The organism is Lysinibacillus sphaericus (genome assembly GCF_001629735.1).
GTDB classification, from domain to species: Bacteria; Bacillota; Bacilli; order Bacillales_A; family Planococcaceae; genus Lysinibacillus; species Lysinibacillus pinottii.
In genome coordinates this window covers 1,867,855-1,887,570 of record NZ_CP015224.1, presented here as the reverse complement: position 1 = coordinate 1,887,570, position 19,716 = coordinate 1,867,855, and the positions used below count along the sequence as shown (strand labels likewise).

The 19,716-nt window shown below is 35.6% G+C and carries 13 protein-coding genes; 9 read left to right on the top strand and 4 right to left on the bottom strand.

Annotation, left to right across the window (positions count from 1 at the left end; translation table 11 throughout):
• The first annotated feature begins 34 nt into the window (after positions 1-34).
• The 6 genes from fabD to A2J09_RS09195 are packed head-to-tail and all read left to right on the top strand — an operon-like array spanning position 35 to position 12,323.
• The gene (gene fabD / locus A2J09_RS09220) at positions 35-1,288 is read left to right on the top strand and encodes an ACP S-malonyltransferase (RefSeq protein WP_051563268.1); all 1,254 of its coding nucleotides are present in this window, start codon (positions 35-37) and stop codon (positions 1,286-1,288) included.
• A 22-nt stretch (positions 1,289-1,310) separates the two neighbouring features.
• A complete protein-coding gene (locus tag A2J09_RS09215) occupies positions 1,311-6,167 on the top strand; it encodes a non-ribosomal peptide synthetase (protein ID WP_036161990.1) in 4,857 nt (1,618 codons plus the stop codon).
• Between the two features lie 22 nt (positions 6,168-6,189).
• Positions 6,190-9,387 (top strand): condensation domain-containing protein, encoded by a 3,198-nt coding sequence (locus tag A2J09_RS09210; protein WP_036161987.1) that lies wholly within the window; start codon positions 6,190-6,192, stop codon positions 9,385-9,387.
• 2 nt (positions 9,388-9,389) lie between these two features.
• Entirely contained in the window at positions 9,390-10,178 is a 789-nt protein-coding gene (locus A2J09_RS09205) for a thioesterase II family protein (RefSeq protein ID WP_012294866.1), read from the top strand.
• Complete coding sequence (gene ablA, locus A2J09_RS09200; RefSeq protein ID WP_012294865.1) at positions 10,168-11,556, top strand: lysine 2,3-aminomutase; 1,389 nt, start codon at positions 10,168-10,170, stop codon at positions 11,554-11,556. The genes A2J09_RS09205 and ablA overlap by 11 nt, the downstream gene beginning before the upstream one ends.
• A gap of 14 nt (positions 11,557-11,570) precedes the next feature.
• Positions 11,571-12,323 carry a class I SAM-dependent methyltransferase gene (locus tag A2J09_RS09195; RefSeq protein WP_031416151.1) on the top strand — a complete coding sequence of 251 codons (753 nt, stop codon included), beginning with the start codon at positions 11,571-11,573 and terminating at the stop codon, positions 12,321-12,323.
• A 324-nt stretch (positions 12,324-12,647) separates the two neighbouring features.
• Here A2J09_RS09195 and A2J09_RS09190 read toward each other — a convergent pair whose 3' ends face one another.
• Genes A2J09_RS09190 through crcB form a run of 3 tightly spaced genes read right to left on the bottom strand, consistent with a single transcriptional unit; the run spans position 12,648 to position 13,698 of the window.
• A complete protein-coding gene (locus A2J09_RS09190) occupies positions 12,648-12,995 on the bottom strand; it encodes a hypothetical protein (protein ID WP_012294863.1) in 348 nt (115 codons plus the stop codon).
• Between the two features lie 14 nt (positions 12,996-13,009).
• The gene (locus A2J09_RS09185) at positions 13,010-13,339 is read right to left on the bottom strand and encodes a fluoride efflux transporter FluC (protein ID WP_012294862.1); all 330 of its coding nucleotides are present in this window, start codon (positions 13,337-13,339) and stop codon (positions 13,010-13,012) included.
• Positions 13,336-13,698, bottom strand: a complete 363-nt coding sequence (gene crcB, locus A2J09_RS09180; RefSeq protein ID WP_036161984.1) for a fluoride efflux transporter CrcB — start codon at positions 13,696-13,698, stop codon at positions 13,336-13,338. Before crcB ends, A2J09_RS09185 begins: the two co-directional genes overlap by 4 nt.
• Before the next feature lie 1,011 nt (positions 13,699-14,709).
• Between crcB and A2J09_RS09175 the strand changes: the two genes are divergently transcribed.
• Both A2J09_RS09175 and A2J09_RS09170 read left to right on the top strand, forming a co-directional pair.
• The gene (locus A2J09_RS09175) at positions 14,710-16,452 is read left to right on the top strand and encodes an ABC transporter ATP-binding protein (protein ID WP_031417076.1); all 1,743 of its coding nucleotides are present in this window, start codon (positions 14,710-14,712) and stop codon (positions 16,450-16,452) included.
• The gene (locus A2J09_RS09170; protein ID WP_012294860.1) at positions 16,449-18,182 is read left to right on the top strand and encodes an ABC transporter ATP-binding protein; all 1,734 of its coding nucleotides are present in this window, start codon (positions 16,449-16,451) and stop codon (positions 18,180-18,182) included. The genes A2J09_RS09175 and A2J09_RS09170 overlap by 4 nt, the downstream gene beginning before the upstream one ends.
• A gap of 180 nt (positions 18,183-18,362) precedes the next feature.
• Here the strand turns inward: A2J09_RS09170 and A2J09_RS09165 are convergent, their stop codons facing one another.
• Positions 18,363-18,731 carry a hypothetical protein gene (locus tag A2J09_RS09165; protein WP_012294859.1) on the bottom strand — a complete coding sequence of 123 codons (369 nt, stop codon included), beginning with the start codon at positions 18,729-18,731 and terminating at the stop codon, positions 18,363-18,365.
• Between the two features lie 226 nt (positions 18,732-18,957).
• On the opposite strand from A2J09_RS09165, the gene A2J09_RS09160 reads away from it, so the two are divergent.
• The gene (locus tag A2J09_RS09160; protein WP_012294858.1) at positions 18,958-19,713 is read left to right on the top strand and encodes an SDR family NAD(P)-dependent oxidoreductase; all 756 of its coding nucleotides are present in this window, start codon (positions 18,958-18,960) and stop codon (positions 19,711-19,713) included.
• Positions 19,714-19,716 lie beyond the last annotated feature (3 nt).

The window sequence follows — 19,716 nt, the reverse complement described above, 5'->3', positions numbered from 1 at the left end:
GGGAAATGACTATTAACATTTGGAGGGATATCGTTTGAACACTGCAATTGTATTTCCAGGTCAAGGTTCACAATATGATTCTATGGGACAAGAATTATGCGAGAATTACCAAATAGCTCGCGATTTGTATAATGAGGCTAGCGATATTTTGGGCTACGATTTATTGAAAGCATGTGAAAACAAAAATGGAGAGCTTCGTAATACGGTCATAGTTCAGCCTGCAATTCTAGTTTATAGTATTGCCTGCTGGGAGATATTTAAAAAGAATAACGATGTAAAACAACTCTATTTAACTGGACATAGTCTAGGTGAACTGTCGGCAGTAGTTGCTGCCGACGGTATCCCTTTTGCAAAGTCCGTTGAATTAGTAAAGCTTCGTGCAACTGCTATGAGTGAATGTACTCAAGAAGGCGGTATGGTTGTTTGCTTTGGACTTAGTGGAGAAGAAGTAGAGGAAGTATGTCGAAGATTAGATACGGACGATAATCATGTAACTGTTGCAAACTTTAATTCGACAAATCAAATTGTGCTAAGTGGTCATAAAAACGCATTGGAGCTGGCATCCATTGAGTTACAGAAAAAGGGAGCCGTTACAAAGATACTACCTGTTAGTGTTCCTGCTCATAGTAGGCTCATGAAGCCTGCAGAAATAAGATTTCAAGCAGCTCTACAACAAACACAGATGAATGATTGTCAATATCCTATATTTTCCTGCGCTACAGGTCAACTATACAGTAAGGCTGACGAAATAGCAGATCAATTAAGTAAACAACTTACCGAAAGTGTTAGATGGCCAAAAGTTATGGACGTTCTCATTAATAAAGATGTTGACACATTTATTGAGATGGGTCCTAAAACAATTCTAACGGATATTATAAAGATGGAATATCCTGATTATCGAGCGATACCGGTTAACGAGAAAAATGGCATCCATTCTATTTTAAATAATCTTAATGAGAATATGTTAAAAGTAGAAGAGACTATCCACTTTTTACAAGCCTGTTTAAGAGTTATTATTGGAACACCTTTTAAAGCGAAAATCGATAAGCAAGACTTTGAAAGAGAAATCCATTCTCCTTATCAGCTTATTAAACAGGAATTGAAAGAGATGAAAGAGAGCAAACAGATTACAGTAGATTCTCATAGAGTGGCAAGTTTATCTCAACAATTTTTCTCTATTTTAACGCATAAAGGATTTCATAAAAATGAAACATTGGAAATTTTAAAATTATCAATCGCAAATCCGAATTTATATTCTAAATATCTAAAAATTAATAGTTTTAAATAATTTGTTAGATTGGGGTAATAGAATGTCAAATTTCTATGAAAGTTTTTTTAGTGAAGAAATCGATTACTATGATGGACAAAGCTTATGGTTCAATCAAAAAAAATACAGTTTAAAACAATTGACTCATAAATCGTTTAAGTTAGCAACCGCTATGCAAGAAAATGGGATTATACCGGGCTGTGAACAAAAGGTTTTAATTGTTCTTAGGAGGTCACCTGCTCTTCTTGTTGCACATTTATCAACATTTATTGCTGGTGGGGTTATTGTTTGTATTGATCCAGAAACACCAAGGGACAGAATCGACAACATCATTGACGATATCAAACCTAGCATCATCATTACGCATCCAGATATTTATGAGGCAAATGCTTTTCAAGATCAGATCATTTTTAAGCTTGATGATGTTCTTCAGCATTTTAATCTGGATCATAAGGAAATTAACATAAATATTCATTTTTCTTTGAAATCAGCTGCTTATATAGTTTTTACATCAGGTACTACAGGCAAACCTAAGGGTGTAGTCGTTGAATGGAATTCTTTAAATCGCTTAATCGATTGGCATACAAAAACGTTTGATGTGACCAAAGATTCAATAGTATCTTTAACCTCTTCACCTGGATTTGACGCTTCCATTTGGGAGATTTGGGGTGCAATAGCTTCAAGAGCGTCTATATATATGACGACATTAGATGAAAGACTTAATCCAGAGCTTCTAAAAAATACGTGGATAAAGCACCAAGTAACGCATTCATTTGTATCTACCCCTATTGCTGAGCGACTAATGGAACTGGACTGGGATAATAGTCACGTAGCTTTAAAATATCTTTTAGTAGGGGGAGATAAACTAACAAAATACCCTTCAAAAGATTTACCTTTTCATGTGGTAAACAATTATGGACCAAGTGAAGGGACTGTTGTAAGTACTTCTGGGATTGTAGAGAGAGCAGATGGCAAGGTGAAAAAGCTACCTCATATTGGTTCCGCTTTACCTTATGTAAAGTGTTTTATTTTAGATCGAAATTTACAAATCATTCATGAGATAGATAGAAAAGGAACACTGTGGATATCTGGTGATGGATTAGCACGAGAGTATATTAATTTGCCGCATGAGACAAATGAAAAATTTAAACAGTTAGAAATTGACGGTGAAAATGTAAGAGCCTACAACACCGGAGATGTTGTAAGTAGAGATATTCAAGGAAATTTTAATTTCCATGGTAGAGAAGATTTTCAATTAAGCATTAATGGAGTGAGAATTGAATTAGGGGATATTGAGAGTACTCTTCAAAAACATAATAGAGTAAGTCAAGCTATAGCACTACCATTACATATAGCTTCAAATACGCTATTGACAGCATCCATTGTATTAGAAGAGGAATCCTCGATTTCAGAACTTGAACTATTTAGCTATTTGAAAGAGAAGCTGCCTAAAAATATGATACCCGTTCAACTTATTTTTCATCAACATTTACCGTTGACTAGAAACGGTAAAATAGATCGTGAATTGTTGAACAAACAGCATATAGAATATTTTAATAGTAAACAATTACTTGAATCTTCAACGAATATAAGTGAATCTTTGCAAAAGATTATTGATATTTTTTCTTCTACCTTAAACTTAAAATGCTCATCACAAACAGATTTATTTGAAGTTGGAGGAAATTCCTTAGACGCAGCACAAATTGCTATGAACGTTTCAAAAGCGTTTAATGTTGATTGTTTACCATGGCAAGTACAGCAGCAGAGAAAACCTTGTAATTTATTGGATATTCTTTCTACTTTACCAGCCTTATCATCAAATAATGAACCTACTATGTTTGATCAAAACGAGTGGTTTCCTGCAACGAGTATGCAGAAAGGTCTTTGGTATTTGTGGAAAACAAATGAAGGAAATCCATTTTATAATGTAGGCGCTACTTTTCAGATTAACGGTCTTTTTGATGAACATAAGTTTTATAGCGCCTTTGTCAATATCATAAAGAAAAATGCCGCCTTTTTTGTGAATTTTAGAGAAAATACTTCCTATGGAATTGAACAAAAAATTAGAAATATAGATGAAATAGGAGAGCATGTAGATCATCACATACAAATCCTACAGGTGAAAAATATGGAGGAGGCGCACACTCTTGCAAAGACAATTTATAATCAGCCTTTCCAGTTAGAGAGCGATTTATTGTTTAGAGGGGCAATCATTCATACAGAGAATGCAGGAGCTGTTTTTGTACTTGTATCTCATCATATTGTATGTGATGGCTTATCTTTAAAAAATATACTGCAAAATATAGCTAAAGTTTATAATGAGGAAATTACTATAGATGACATAAAATCAAGTAGTTCTGAAAATCTATATAATAACATCAATAAATTGGCTAATAAATCAGAGGATCAAAATTTGAAGGATTTTTGGTTTGAGCAATCTAAGGCATTTAAACTTGCCCAACTACCTATTCAAGAGAAATCCGAAGAATATATAAGAATTGGAAAGATTTTAGAGATTGAAAGCCATAGAGAGCTAGGTAAAAAAATTGATCAATTTTCACAGGAAATGAAATTGAGTCAGTTTACAATATTACTAACTGCTTGGGCACTAAATTTAGCAAAATATTGCATGCAAGATACAATAACGATAGGAATTCCTTATCATGGCAGAACTAATGAAAATTTAAATGATGTTGGAATGTTTGTTAATTTAGTTCCTTTAACGCTTTCCTTAAATAAAAAGGCCTCTTTTAAAGAGCTCCTGCTTGAAATTAGTAACACTGTTCATGAAAATATTGCTCATGGAGATTTCTCAATTGTTGATATTGCGGCTAACATTGATAAAAGAGAGTATCTTGATGTAGTAAATAATACATTCAGTCTTAAAGTGAATCTTGAAATGGATTTAAAGAATATCAACACAAGCTTTATCGAGCAAGATACTGGTGGATCAAGATTTCCTTTAAGTTGTTTCTTCAATGTAGAAAATGGAGAAGTAAAAGGACATATAGAATATTCATTTGCCCATTTTACTGAAGTAGAGATTCAATTGCTGGCGAAGAATTATTTGAGTTTACTAGCCTCATTAATTAATGAACCAGATCAATTATGGGGTACTGCATTTACTAAAGGTTCTATTATATCCTCCAATGATAATGGGAAACTATTACAAAAGGCTAAGCCACTCCACTGTCAATTTGAAGAGGCAGCGAAAAAATATAAGGATTATATTGCCATTCAAGAGCTGGATAGAGCATTAACATATGAACAACTCAATCAAGAAGCAGAAAAATATTCTTCATTACTGCTATCAATGGGTATTGAAAAAGGCGATTACGTGCCTATGTATATGGACAGAGGAATAGATGCCATTGCAGTAATACTAGGTGCTCTAAAAGCAGGCGCAGTATATGTTCCTTTAGATACGGAGCATCCTATAGCAAGAACACAGAAATTATTAGAGCGATTAAATCCAAAGGTTTTAATGGTAAATACAATAGATGAAATACCATATGGAGAATGGGAAGTTGTAAATACTCTAGAAAAAAATATAGTTAAAAATAATGTAAAAGCAATGGGACCTGTCTCTGTCGATGATCCAGCATATCTTATGTTTACTTCTGGCTCGACGGGTGAGCCGAAGGGTGTAGTATGTCCACATTTAGGGGCTTCTTTACGTATAGAATGGCAAAAAAACCAAAATAAACTTAAACCTGGTAATAAAACATTGTTTAAAACGCCATATACATTTGATGTATCTGTTTGGGAAATATTTTATACCCTTTGTACGGGTGCTACGTTAATTGTTGCTCCTAAAGACTTGCATCGTGATCCTTTAGGTTTATTGAAATTTATTTGTAATGAGTCAATTGATTTGTGTCATTTTGTCCCTTCTGTGTTGCAATTAATGCTTAATGAAATGGACTCTCAAAAAGATTACAAATTGCCATTAAAGTATCTTCATTTAAGTGGGGAAGCACTACCAGGTCCATTAGCTAAAAAAATAAATGAGTTGTTACCACAAGTCGAAGCATTCAATTTATATGGTCCAACTGAGGCGGGAATTGAAGTTACTGTTCAACAGGTAACAAAAGATCATTATAATATTGGTTTTCCATTACCGTATGTAGAAATGGAAGTGGTCGATGAAGCCGGGCTACCAGTTCCAAAAGGTTTTCCAGGTGAATTAATGATTGGAGGACCTTCTTTAGCAAAAGGTTATTTCAAGAATGAAATCGAAACGAACAAAGTTTTTGTAAAGCGAAATGGAAAAACCTTTTACAAGTCTGGCGATTTGGTAAAAATTTCAGCGAATGGCAGTATAGATTTTCTAGGAAGAAAAGATTCACAAGTTAAGGTAAACGGTGTAAGGATTGAGATAGAAGAAATTGAAGCTTGTGTTATACAGCAACCACAAGTTAACGATACAGCAGTCGTATTAGGGCATGATCAAAATAACAAACCATGCTTAGTCTGCTTCTACACTTTAAATGTGAAAGATAGTCTAAGTAGAGATGATTTGAAAAAAGCAGTGTCTAAAGACTTACCAGTAACGTATATCCCATCGATGTTCGTTGAGTTAGAAAAATTACCATTAACATCTAGCGGAAAAAGAGACAGAAAACTACTTAGCTTAGAAGCTTCACAATACCTTGCAGACGGTGCTCAAAATACATTTAGGGAGCCAACGACTGAACTGGAAAAATCAATTGTAGAGGTTTGGGCTGAAGTGCTAAAGGTTAACGAAATAGGTATCGATGATAACTTTTTTGAAATCGGTGGAGATTCCATTAAATCACTTCAAATAGTATCTAAATTGCGTACCAATGGTATTGATATTACTCCGAAAGACTTTTTGAAGCACCCTACGGTATCAGAGATGTCTCTCATACTTAAATAATGTGGAAGGAGGTTAGCGTAGAATGGTACAAAATGAAAAAAAACTCCCGTTAACACCATTGCAATTAGTTATGTTAATGGAAACATTAAAAGACCCAGCGTCAGAAGCTTATTGGCAAATTTTGTCTTATGAAATTCCTAACTCATTTACATTCAAAGAGATTCAAGAAGCTTGGTTAAATACTGCCAGAGCTAATCCAGCATTAAGAACAAAATTTGAGTGGGAGCAAGAGATAGAACCAATCCAAATTATTCAAAGCAATGTAGAAGAAATTAATGTATTAGAGGTTAATTATTTATGGATTCAAGATGAATTTATGAATATAGAGAATTGGTTTAAAAGTGAGATTGGTAGGCTACAGCGAACGTTGCTAAATAAGACACAACAATTTTACCTTATTCAAAACTGGAAACCTTCTAAAAACCTATTAGTATGGGTGCATCATCATATTATTATGGATGGTTGGTCAATTGCTCAGACACTTGAGGATTTCTTTAAGCTGTTAAATAAGGATGTCACTTCATTAGCAATTCGTCCAGATATCGAACCATATTTACATTATATTAATGATCCAATGTATCAAAAAGGGCTGGAAAAATATTGGGGAAATGTGTTAAGTGATTTAGCTGAAGCAGAAACATTAGCGATAGAAAAATCACAACATATGGGTCAAAAACCATTATTTAAGTATTTGGATAAAGAGTTAAGTAAGAGAGCGGCAGAAAATCTTCATGCCTATAGCATAAAGAACAGAGTGACTACTTCAAGCGTCGCTTTAACAATATGGGGCGTGTTGATTAATCGATATCAACATACGAATAATCTATACGTAGGTTCGACTTTTGCATTAAGGCCGTATCAATTACTAGAGTCGAGTGATATGAACGGGATGCTCATAAACACATTACCAGTCAAAATAGGTATAGAAGATGAACTAACATTAAAAGAAGTATGCCTCCAGACAATGGATCATCTGCAAGATGTTTCTGAAAATAGCGGAATTCCGTATTCTAAATTATTACAGTTTGGTGGTGTATCTGGAAATACAGAAATCTTTAAAACCTCTGTCATTTTCCAAAATTTCAAGGGAAACTTAACTAATAAAAAGAATGGTGATTTGGTTCACCAGTATGGAACAAGCTCTGATCCTTTATCAGTAACATTTGATATTACACAAGGCTCCATATGCTTACGATTAGGTTGGGATCAACAACGTTATGAGCAAACAGAGCTTCTGAGACTTCTAGATTCTCTTGAGTATATATTTGAAAATATAGATAACTATAATAATATGTTGGTTAAAAATATTAACTTAACACAAATCGAAGAGCTATATTTAAAAAATGTTTTAACGACAGATGTTTCTGCAACGTCTGAAAACTTTTCGATTCACTCTATTTTAGGAGACTACAGGGAAGATTCTTTAGCCATTTCAGATGATCAAAGAAATTTAAGCTATCAAGATGTGAAAAGATATATCAATATTGTGGCTAATGAACTACTCAAAGAAGGAGTACAGAGTGGGGATACTGTTGCATTGGTAGGGAAAAAAGGTATTGAAACAGCAATCGGTATTTTTGCTGCTTGGACAATAGGCGCTGCATGGTGTGCTATTGATACGAGTATACCTGAAGCAAGAACTAAACGTACATTAGAGATATTGCAGCCAAAAACATTATTATTCCTAGATAACATTCCAGCTATTATTGAACGTAGTACGGATGAGAAAGAAATAATAAGTGAGGCCTACAAGTTTAACCCGGGAGATGTGGCATATTATATTTCTACTTCTGGTAGTACAGGAGAACCTAAAATCGTTTCATTAAAAGCAGAAGGGTTGTTACAAATCATACAAAGCTGGAAACAATTTTATCACCTTGATAGTGAACAGTATGTTCTTCAACTAGGGAGCTGGACATCGGATGTTTTTTTAGGTGATTTGCTGAAGGCATGGTCAACGAATGGATATTTGTTTATTTGCGAGGAAGAAAAAAGAATTGATATGGCCTATTTAGCAGAAATGGCAGCTAAATATAATATTTCATTTTTAGAGTCAACCCCTGTTTTAGTAAGGGAATTTATCCACTTTTTAAATGAAGAAAATAGGGTCTTAAAAGATTTAAAAACAATCGTAGTAGGTGCTGATACGTTCAGACTTGAAGAAAAGAATGAAATATGTGACATGCTTTGGGAAGGTATCAATTTTTATAATGGCTATGGTCTAAGTGAATGTACAATTGAGTCTCTAGTTTATAAGTGTAATAACAATCAGGATAGTTCTAAATCAGGACTTTGCCCAATAGGTAAACCATTACCGGGAACCATGCTGAGAATTGTTGATAAATTAGGTAATTCTGTAGCCCCTGGCATGATAGGCGAACTACACATTGGAGGGAAACAAGTAACAAAAGGCTATGTAACCGAGGATGGTTTCGTTACCTCCACTTGTTATACTCTGGATGGTGTTAGCTACTTCCGGACTGGTGATTTAGTAAGATTAAATGCTAATGGAGTGATTGAATTTTATGGACGCAGTGATCAGCAAGTAAAAATTCGAGGCTATCGATTAGAATTAGGTGAAGTAGAGAACGCGTTATTATCACTTCAACCTGGCATGGAATGCTTTGTTAGCTGTCTTCCAAGTAATAACGGTGAAAATACTTTAATTGCCTTTGTTAGTGGGACAGACCAAAGTATTGAGACCATTAATAGTAGGATTTCTAAGATACTTCCGGATTTTGCGATTCCGAATGTAATCGTTCCATTAGAAAAGCTACCTCGCAATACGAATGGCAAGATTGATAGAGTGTCGCTAAGGAAACAAGCTGAAGAATTACTGAATCAATTAACCGCTACGTCGACTATCTCAATGTCAGGCGATATGGTTGATATGGTAAGAGAGACATGGGAAGTAGTTTTAGGAAAGAAAGTACAGTTGAATCGGAGTCTATTCGATCAAGGTGGCCACTCTTTAATTGTACTGAAATTATATAACTTACTTCGAAAAGTGTTACCTTCTTATGAGTTTGTAGTGGGTGATCTTTTCCGATATCCAACTATCAATCGGTTTGTAGAAGAAATTACGGCTAGAAAAGAGGCAGAGCCTATTGCAGAAAGTACTATACCATCTTACAGCAAAATTGAAGTACTTGAAAAAGTGAAACAAGGCGAGCTTACAGTAGAGGAAGCTATGAAAATAATAGGTGGTCATAGATTGTGAAGATGAAACAAGAAAAAGGCTATTTAGTATATAACCCAAATCCACATGCAAAATTAAAATTGCTATGTTTTCATCATGCTGGAGGTTCAGCACTTTCAATGGTTCCTTTAGTGAGAGATTTATCTGAAGATGTAGAAGTATGTTTGTTTGAATTACCTGGTAGAGGAATGACAAATGATTTACCTTTCCTATCAACATTTTGTGAGGCAAAAGAATATCTATTTAAAACAGTATTTCATTATATTGATCGCCCAGCCGTTTTATTTGGTCATAGTTTGGGAGGACTATTTGTCTATGCTTTATCAAGTTTATTGGATGAGAAAAGTCAATATATTAAAAAATTAATTATTTCAGCTGCTAGGTCCCCCATAACTGTAGCTAATCATGCGACGCATCCTGAAGCTCCGTTTACGAGGCGAACGAGGGAAAGTATTATAGCAGATATTAGAAGGCTAGGTGGAGTGCCAAATGAGCTTGAGTCTGATTCGAGGCTATTCAATTCAATAGTGGATGTTACAGGCAGAGATTTTCATTTGCTCGATACATTTAAATTCGATGATAAAGCATTGGTCAACTATCCAATGGAACTTTGGTTAGGTACACAAGATTCAGCAGTTCCTGATGGGGAAGTTAAACTGTGGGAGAAAATGGCGCTCAATGACTATAAGTGTAAGTATTTTAATGGTGGTCATTTTTACTTGAATGAGAGTGAGGAGCCTGCTCAAGAATTGAGACAGGAACTCATGAATATTTATACCAACATCAAAGGAGGGGTGATTCATGCAAACTAAACTTAAACCAGGGGAAAGAAGACATTATAGGGAAATTGAACTTTGGAAAGATATTACCAAAGAGCAATGGGATGATTGGCATTGGCAATTAACGAACACTATTAAAACTTTAGATGATTTAAAGAAAGTTGTAAACTTAACTGAGGAAGAAGAAGAAGGAGTCAAAATTTCTCTACAAACGATTCCTTTAAATATAACTCCTTATTATGCATCTTTAATGAATCCTGATGATGTACGATGTCCAATACGTATGCAGTCAGTGCCATTATCTGCTGAAATTATGAAGAGTCACTATGATCTAGAGGATCCATTGGATGAAGATGAAGATTCCCCTGTACCAGGTATAACTCACAGGTATCCTGATAGAGTATTGTTCCTAGTTACCAACCAATGCTCCATGTATTGTCGATATTGTACAAGAAGAAGATTTTCTGGACAGGTGGGAATGGCAGTACCTAAAAAGCAGCTTGATAGAGCTATTGATTACATTAGGAATAATGAAGAAATTAGAGACGTTTTATTGTCTGGCGGAGATGCCTTATTAATTAACGATAAAATTCTTGAATATATTTTAAGCAGTTTAAGAGATATACCGCATGTTGAAATAATTCGAATTGGTACTAGAGCACCAGTCGTATTTCCTCAAAGAATAACGACTGAGTTGTGTTCGATTCTAAAAAAATATCATCCTGTATGGCTAAATACACACTTTAATACGTCGATCGAGTTAACTGATGAGGCGAAAGAAGCCTGCGAGAAGTTAGTCAATGCGGGGGTTCCAGTGGGGAATCAGTCTGTTATACTGACAGGGATAAATGATAGTGTGCCAATAATGAAAAAATTAGTGCATGATTTAGTGAAAATCCGAGTTAGACCATATTATATTTATCAGTGTGACCTGTCTGAGGGGATTAGCCATTTTAGAGCACCTATTTCTAAAGGATTGGAAATAATTGAATCTTTAAGAGGACATACTTCTGGTTATGCTGTGCCAACATTCGTGGTAGATGCACCAAACGGAGGTGGGAAGATAGCGTTACAGCCAAATTATATAATTTCCCAGAGTCCTGAGAAAGTAGTTTTAAGAAATTATGAAGGCGTTATTTCTTCTTATCCAGAGATAAAGCACTATGAATCAGGTACAGCCGATAGTTATTTTTCTGAGGTTTATGATTTAAAATCATATGACTCAACAGGCGTTTCAAAGCTTTTAGAGACTGAACCTTCGAAAAGCTTAGTTCCTACAAATCTTCGACGATATAAATTAAGAGAAAGATATAAAGAAGAGGGAGCGGAGACATTAAAGGATAAAAGAGAAAATAGAGATGTGTTAAAACAAAAGAAAATATTACAAGCACAGAAAACAAATAAATGTTAGATAGGGGAATCGTGATGGTAAGCTTTTATGGTAGTTTATCTACAGAATTATATGATATAGATAAATATATTGGTAAATCATTTGGAGATGTAGAGTATTATTCAAAAAGGTTAGAAGGTGTAAAGGGAAAGATATTAGAGCCTGCCGTTGGTAATGGTCGTATCCTAATACCTTTATTGCATAAAGGACTAAATATTGAAGGTTTTGATCTTTCTGATGACATGTTACAATTATGCAAAAAAAATTGTGCAGAAAGTGAGCTTACACCAAATCTATATTCATTAAATATGTGCAATTTTTCTTTGGAACAAAAATATGAGGCGATTATTATTCCGACTGGTTCATTCCTATTATTACATCAAAGAGAAGATTCTTTAAAAGCCTTAAAGTGTTTTTATGATCATTTAGAGGATGGAGGCCGTTTAATAGTAGACACTTTCCTTCCTGATTCGTTTGAGAAGGGGTATGTTTCAACTAGAGTATTTAAGAATCAAGACGGTGACTCTATAACATTGGAAGAAGTATTGGTAGATGTGGATTACATTAATCAATTTACGATTACTCACAATAAATATCAGAAATGGGAAAACACTAAACTAATTGATACTGAGTTAGAGATCTTCCCGTTAAAGTGGTATGGAGTAGAAGAGTTTAGAGGGATTTTACAAGATATTGGATTTAAGGATGTAACAATTTCTTCAGATTATGAGTATAATAAATATCCAACAGATGGTTCACAGGTATTTACGTATGAAGCAATAAAATAATAGCACTTAATAATGAAAGAACCCCGCAATAAAAAGTGTTTGTTCTTCAAGTCCTTAAAAGTTCGATTGGTAAACGATTTGTTTACCAAATCGAACTTTTTCTTTTTTTGTTGAAAGTAGTATGAGACCAGTTTTCAGTAGGTCAAGGGCAAAAGAATACATTGGGTCAAGTTTTGAGGTAAATCACGTCATTCAACTGCACATGATGACAGAAGGAAAAAGGCTAAGATTCACAATAGACAACTGTATTTGATTCGACAGTGGATAGGAAAATAAAAGAACCTATACATTTAAAAGAGGCACCCTTATAAAACTAAGAGACGCCTAAAACATTTGAGGTAAAAATTCCCTCATGAATCGTTGATTTTTACGTAACCATATTTTTAATATCATCCGATGTGTTAATAATCTATGTCGCTTATTAGGCCTTGCCTTCGCTTCTATTAAGCTTTGTAGTAGAATACAAGTCTCCGTTGCAAAGGCTTGAGGCTCTACGAGAACATCAAGCTTATAATCGATTAGCTGTGCTGCCTGAACCTTTGCCAGTAATTGAGCAAATTGTCTATTCATAGCTGCATAATTTTCTGCTAATTCTAGGTCGATTAGGGAATATAGTGCTTGTTCAATTTCAAGTTCCAATTCTAGTAGTAGCTCTTTGGATAGCTGTGTCATCCATATCACCTCTTTTACACGGCTATAAAACCAATAGTGGCAAATAGTATGCCAAACAACAGGGTACTAGCTATATAGCCTATAACTTGCCCCCATTTTTGCTGTTCAATTAGCTGTAATGATTCAAATCCAAAAGTTGAAAATGTCGTATAGGCTCCTAAAAAACCAATGCCGATCAGCTGCCATAACCAATCATGGAGATGGAGGGCAAAAACAAGACCGAGTGCAAAGGAACCTGTACAATTGATGATAAAAGTTGCCCACGGATAAGGATGGGCCAATAATTTACCTAAATAAAACCTTGAAATGGCGCCTAAAAATCCTCCAATTCCAACAAGAATCATGCCAGTCGCCCCCTTGCTAGTCGTATACCCAGCCAGGCGCAGAATAAACCACCAGCAATACTTATGACAACATAGAGAACTGCTAGGAGCCACTCATTTTGTTGAACGAGTAATAATGTCTCTAAGGAAAATGTCGAATAGGTTGTAAAGGCCCCACAAAAACCAGTGCCAATCCCAAGGACAATAGGTGTGCGCTTTGTAAAAGTAGTGAAAAGCCATGCTAGGCAAAAGCAGCCAAGTAAATTTATCAATAATGTTGTGGATGGAAATCCTTCCGAGTTTGGAATGGCAAGACTCAGCCCATACCGGCAAATGGCTCCAAGAATGCCACCAATCCCAACAGTGAAAAATGATTTCAACGTAAAGACCCCTTACTAAAATGACTATTATTAAAAAGTGTATCACGAGAAGAAAATTTTAGAAATATTTCGATGTTGGGAATTTTATTAAATCGAGTTTTCAACTTTCAATGCTAACAAATGAACGAATATGTCTCTAATTATTATTTAATTACTTAGCTAGTTTATAGCTAGTACTATTAGTAGGGTGAACGATTTTGTTGTAACAAAATAATATATAAATATAGTATATAAAAATAGATTTACAGCAGGTTTTGAGAGAAAGTGTAGTCGAGATTCTAGCTAAAAAAAGTGATAGTAAATACATCATAAAACATCGCTTACGGTTTATCCGAAAACGGCTAAACCAGAAAAGGAAAACCCGACACTACTAAATATTAAATAACTAAATAATAATGATGATGATATATAGGCAAATAGGTAGAGGAAGAGGCATGCAACTATCTTCAAGAATTGCTGAGCGCGTAGCAGCATTTTTGGGGCTGCTCATTTCAGACTTTAGGTTAATGTCAGCTTTAAAAAAATGATGTAATGTTAAAAGTAATAAATGTCGAACATGCTTTCCTTTTGAGCATAGGTGTAAAATTGTATTTTAGCGCTTTAAAGCGTTAACTATTTTCCGGAAATGATAAAAAATAACAGTGTGATAGTTGACAATTATTTCTATAGTGTGATAATCTTCAAGAACACTATAACAAATAAACTAAAGGAGGGCATGACAATGTTAATTTTATCAGTATCATATTTAATCACAGCTACATACATTGTCCATGCCTAACGCTTATTTAAGATTGCACACAAAAGGTATGGATTTCATCCGGCCTTTTATAAGAGACACATGCTCTTTTGAGGGGTATGTGTCTTTTTTGGTGCCTAAAAAGGTTATAGTAAAAATCAAAAAAGGAGTGTATGTTTATGCGAAACACTGTACGTCGAATGATTTTCAAAAAGGAATTTCTAGAAAGTGGGTAGCAATGCCACAACAGCACGGAAGAAAGAAGGTAATTATGTATGTTTGATGTTTTAAGTAAATTAGGCTGGTTCTTTAAACGCTATTGGAAACAATATACAGTCGCGATTGTGCTATTGATGATTGCTAGTGGGTTAGAGGTTGTTCCTCCATATTTACTGGGCTCAATTATTGATATTTTGACAGCAGGTGAAATGACGCCAGCAATTTTAACAAAGTATGTGTTTATTTTTATCGGGATCATTATTGGGGGCTATCTGCTGAATTTTGTGTGGCAATTCCGACTATTTGAAGGGGCTATTAACCTTGAAAAAATTTTACGTCGAAATTTGATGCAGCATTTTTTACGTATGACTCCAACCTTTTATGAAAAAAATCGCACAGGGGATTTAATGGCTCGGGCAACAAATGACTTAAATGCCGTTTCCACTACTGCTGGGTTTGGGATCATGACGTTGATTGACTCAACGATTTATATGGGGTTTATCATTTTTGCGATGGGTTATATGATTTCTTGGAAGTTAACACTATTTGCCATGCTACCAGTTCCTATTATGGCCATCCTCATTCAATATTTAGGGAAAATTGTACATGAACGTTATATGAAGGCTCAGGATTCTTTTGGGGAATTGAACGATAGTGTCCTTGAATCAGTAGCAGGTGTGCGAGTAGTGCGTGCCTATGTGCAGGAAAAAAAGGATGAGGCTAATTTTGCGGATATGAGTGAAATCGTTTATGCAAAAAATATTCATACAGCTAAAATTAACGCTTTATTTGGCCCTATTACTAAAGTGGGTACAGGAATCAGTTATGTTGTTGCGCTTGGGTATGGTGCTCATTTAGTAGCGACAGAGGCCATGACAGTAGGGCAACTTGTAACCTTTAATGTCTATTTAGGATTAGCGGTTTGGCCAATATTTGCCATTGGCGAGCTGATCAATGTCATGCAACAAGGGAATGCATCACTCGATCGTGTGCAGGAAACGTTAAACTACGAGGCGGATGTTCGAAATATTCCGAATCCACAAATGATTGCGACACCTAAAGCAATTGGCTTTGATGATTTAACTTTCCAATATCCTATGAGCCAAGTGAAAAACCTACAACAAATTTCACTGTCATTGAAAAAAGGGCAAACACTTGGAATTGTTGGAAAAACTGGCGCCGGGAAAACTACCTTCCTCCGTCAATTATTACGAGAATATCCAATCGGTCAGGGACAGCTTTCCATTGACGGTATTGATATTACTGCTCAAACGAAGGAGCAAATTCTTGATTGGATTGGCTATGTTCCACAAGATCATGTGTTATTCTCCCGTACCATTCGTGAAAATATATTATTCGGGAAAGAAGATGCGACGCAGGCAGAATTACAGCAGGCGATACGGGCTGCATATTTTGAAAAGGATTTAGAAAATCTACCAATGGGTCTTGAAACGCTTGTAGGCGAAAAAGGTGTATCTCTTTCAGGCGGTCAAAAGCAACGTGTATCTATTGCTCGTGCGCTAATTAAGGACCCTGAAATTTTAATGCTTGATGATTCACTGTCTGCTGTTGATGCGAAGACAGAGGCAAGAATTATTGAAAATATTCAGCGAGAGCGTGATGGAAAAACAACGATTATTACCACACACCGATTATCGGGTATTCAACATGCTGATATTATTATCGTGTTGGATGATGGGCAAGTTGTTGAGCAAGGAACACATGAGGAACTTCTTTCACGACAAGGATGGTACAAGGAGCAATTTGACCGTCAGCAGCTAGAAGGAGGTGCCTCATGAGTACGAGTCAACGTTTAATGCGCTATGCAATGTATTTTAAAAAGCCTATTTTTCTAGGCTTATTCTTCCTGACAATCGCCGTTTTTACGGAGCTTGTTGGGCCATTTATTGCTAAACATATTATTGATAATTACATGACGATTGGTCATATTGAAATCAAACCGATTACGTGGTTGCTAATTGTTTATTTACTATTAGCTATTGCTACGGCGATATTACGCTATTTTATGTATATTTATTTACAAATTGGTGCAAATCGGGTTGTTCAAAAATTACGTAAAGATGTTTTTGAGCATATACAAACTTTACCGATCCAGTACTTTGACAATCTACCAGCTGGCAAAATTGTTGCGCGTGTTACAAATGATACAGAGGCGGTTCGGAATTTATATGTACAGGTACTCTCCAATTTTGTGACGAGTTTCATATCCATTTTTGGCGTTTATATAGCACTCTTTATTTTAAATTGGAAAATGGCAATGCTTGCTTTAACGATGATTCCTATTGTGTATTTATGGATGATTTTATATCGAAAAGTTGCTTCCAAATATAATGATGTTATCCGTACGAAAATTGCTGATATTAATGCCATGATCAATGAATCTATCCAGGGGATGACAATTATTCAAGCATTCCGACGTGAGCAACAAATGACAAAGGAATTTGATGATATGAATAACGAGCATTACGCATATGAGCGAAAGCTGTTAGTTCTTGATTCCGCTACTTCCTTTAACCTTGTCAATACTTTAAGGCTTATTATGTTTACTGTCTTTATTGTCTATTTTGGTACACAATCATACACAGCCACAGAAATCATTTCAGCGGGGACATTATATGCGTTTGTCGATTATTTAACAAAGCTATTTAATCCTATTACGAATATCGTGAACCAATTTTCTCAGCTTGAACGATCCCTTATTGCAGGGAAACGGGTGTTTGAGGTGCTAGATACAGATGGTGAGCCTGTCTCAGAAAAAAGTTTACCAAGATATAAGGGCAATGTCCTTTTCGAGGATGTTTCATTTGCTTATAAAGATAATGAATATGTACTTAAGAACCTATCATTCGAGGCACATCAAGGCGAAACTATTGCCTTAGTTGGTCATACAGGCTCAGGGAAAAGTTCGATTATGAATTTATTGTTCCGCTTCTATGATCCATCGAAAGGTAAGATTTCCATTGATGGCATTGATATTACATCTGTTCCTCGACAAACAATGCGGGAGCATATGGGAATTGTGCTTCAAGATCCTTATTTATTCACAGGAACCATTGCCTCCAATGTGAGCTTAAATAATCCAAACATTTCTCCAGAGAAGATTAAAGATTCTTTGAATGCTGTTGGAGGAGAACGTGTTTTAGCGAATTTGCCAAACGGATATGATGAGCCTGTAATCGAGAAAGGAAGCACATTATCTTCAGGACAACGTCAGCTCATTTCCTTTGCAAGAGCACTTGCCTTCGATCCTGCTATTTTAATACTGGATGAAGCAACATCCAATATTGATACAGAGACAGAGGAAATTATTCAGCATGCAATGGATGTCCTGAAAAAAGGACGGACAACGTTTATTATTGCCCACCGACTTTCTACGATTAAAAACGCAGATCGAATCCTAGTGCTAGATCGAGGGAGAATTGTCGAGAATGGCACACATGATGAATTGCTTGAGCTTGGCGGTATTTATGAAAAGATGTATCAAATGCAAGCCAATTCCTTACAATAATTTAAATAATAAAATCTTGCGGGTCAGACCGTAGATAGGAGCCATCGAGAATGCATTCTCGATGGCTTTTGTCATTTTCTCTCAAGACGCTCATGGAAAAGAAAAAAGAAAGACTATAGGCAGCTCAAACGTTTTAGGTTTGATCTATAGTCTAACTTCTATTAAATTAGGGTATTTTATTCATTTCACATATTTCAAGACATTGATAAAGAATAATAAGACGGAAAGGGCTACGGCAATGCCACCACCAGAAACGAATAGCTCAAATAACCACCTTGGCACATCTAGATAGACCATCATCATGCCAACTAATAGGAATGGTAGGCCAATATTGTATAGCCAGAACTGTGCTTTGGCGAGACCTGTTTCCGCAGCATCTTTATAAGTCGAATAAATTAAACCTATGAATCCAGTAGTCAGCCAACCTACCACACCAATATGAGCATGTGTCGTTTTCCATTGAAGTTGAACAGTATAATGCATAAACAGTCCAAAAGCAAAAACAATCAATAAATACAAGACTGAGAGCTTAATCCATTTAGCACCCATTTTCAACAACTCGCTTCCTGAAAGTGAACTTAGCTAGCTGCTACAGTATATTCGTGTCAAATAAAAATGATGCTTGGATGTATTTGAAAATAAATGTTGTTTGCTGTTTTTTTACAGGAGTGGAATAGGCCCTATGACGAAGAGAACGGAGCGAACAAATTAGTTTAAAAATAAATAGTTTAATGTTAAACTATATTTAAATAGACATGAAGGAGATGTGTTATGAATGGGTAAATTAGATAACAAAGTAGTCATTATTACTGGTGGTGCAGGTGGTATTGGTAGTGGTATGGCTAAAGCAATGGCAAAGGAAGGTGCCATTGTCACGATTGTTGACTTAAATGCAGAAGCAGGCGAAGCAATGGAGAAAGAGTTACAACAAATTTCTCCGAAGTCTATGTTTTTGCAAGCAAATTTAATGGAACGGGATCAATTACCAAAAATTATTGATACAGTTGTAGAAAAATACGGTAAACTAGATGTGCTAGTTAATAACGCTCATGCTGCGAAACAAGTTACAATAGAAGAAACAACACAAGCGGATCTTGACTTATCTTTTGGAACAGGTTTCTATCCGACATTCTATTTAATGCAAGCGGCATTACCACATTTAAAAGAAACACAAGGTAATATTATTAATTTTGCATCTGGGGCAGGTATTCAAGGCCATGAGACACAGGCAGCCTATGCTGCTGCTAAGGAAGCGATCCGAGGCATTTCTCGAGTTGCTGCAAATGAATGGGGCAGATTTGGTATTAACGTCAATATCATTAGCCCACTTGCAGATTCACCAGGTGTACAAGCATGGGCAAAAGCACAGCCAGAGTATTATGAAGCAGTGAGAAGTAAAATCCCACTAGGTCGTTTTGGTCATATTGAACAGGATATTGGACGAGTAGCTGTCTTCTTAGCTTCCGACGATTCACAATACATTACAGGTCAAACGATTATGGTAGATGGTGGTTCATTAATGCTTCATTAATCC

Coding starts and splice junctions, on each gene's coding strand:
- A2J09_RS09215 (WP_036161990.1), top strand. CDS start 1,311: ATGTCAAATTTCTATGAAAGTTTTTTTAGTGAAGAAATCGATTACTAT.
- A2J09_RS09210 (WP_036161987.1), top strand. CDS start 6,190: ATGGTACAAAATGAAAAAAAACTCCCGTTAACACCATTGCAATTAGTT.
- A2J09_RS09205 (WP_012294866.1), top strand. CDS start 9,390: ATGAAACAAGAAAAAGGCTATTTAGTATATAACCCAAATCCACATGCA.
- ablA (WP_012294865.1), top strand. CDS start 10,168: ATGCAAACTAAACTTAAACCAGGGGAAAGAAGACATTATAGGGAAATT.
- A2J09_RS09195 (WP_031416151.1), top strand. CDS start 11,571: ATGGTAAGCTTTTATGGTAGTTTATCTACAGAATTATATGATATAGAT.
- A2J09_RS09190 (WP_012294863.1), bottom strand. CDS start 12,995: ATGACACAGCTATCCAAAGAGCTACTACTAGAATTGGAACTTGAAATT.
- A2J09_RS09185 (WP_012294862.1), bottom strand. CDS start 13,339: ATGATTCTTGTTGGAATTGGAGGATTTTTAGGCGCCATTTCAAGGTTT.
- A2J09_RS09175 (WP_031417076.1), top strand. CDS start 14,710: ATGTTTGATGTTTTAAGTAAATTAGGCTGGTTCTTTAAACGCTATTGG.
- A2J09_RS09170 (WP_012294860.1), top strand. CDS start 16,449: ATGAGTACGAGTCAACGTTTAATGCGCTATGCAATGTATTTTAAAAAG.
- A2J09_RS09165 (WP_012294859.1), bottom strand. CDS start 18,731: ATGGGTGCTAAATGGATTAAGCTCTCAGTCTTGTATTTATTGATTGTT.
- A2J09_RS09160 (WP_012294858.1), top strand. CDS start 18,958: ATGGGTAAATTAGATAACAAAGTAGTCATTATTACTGGTGGTGCAGGT.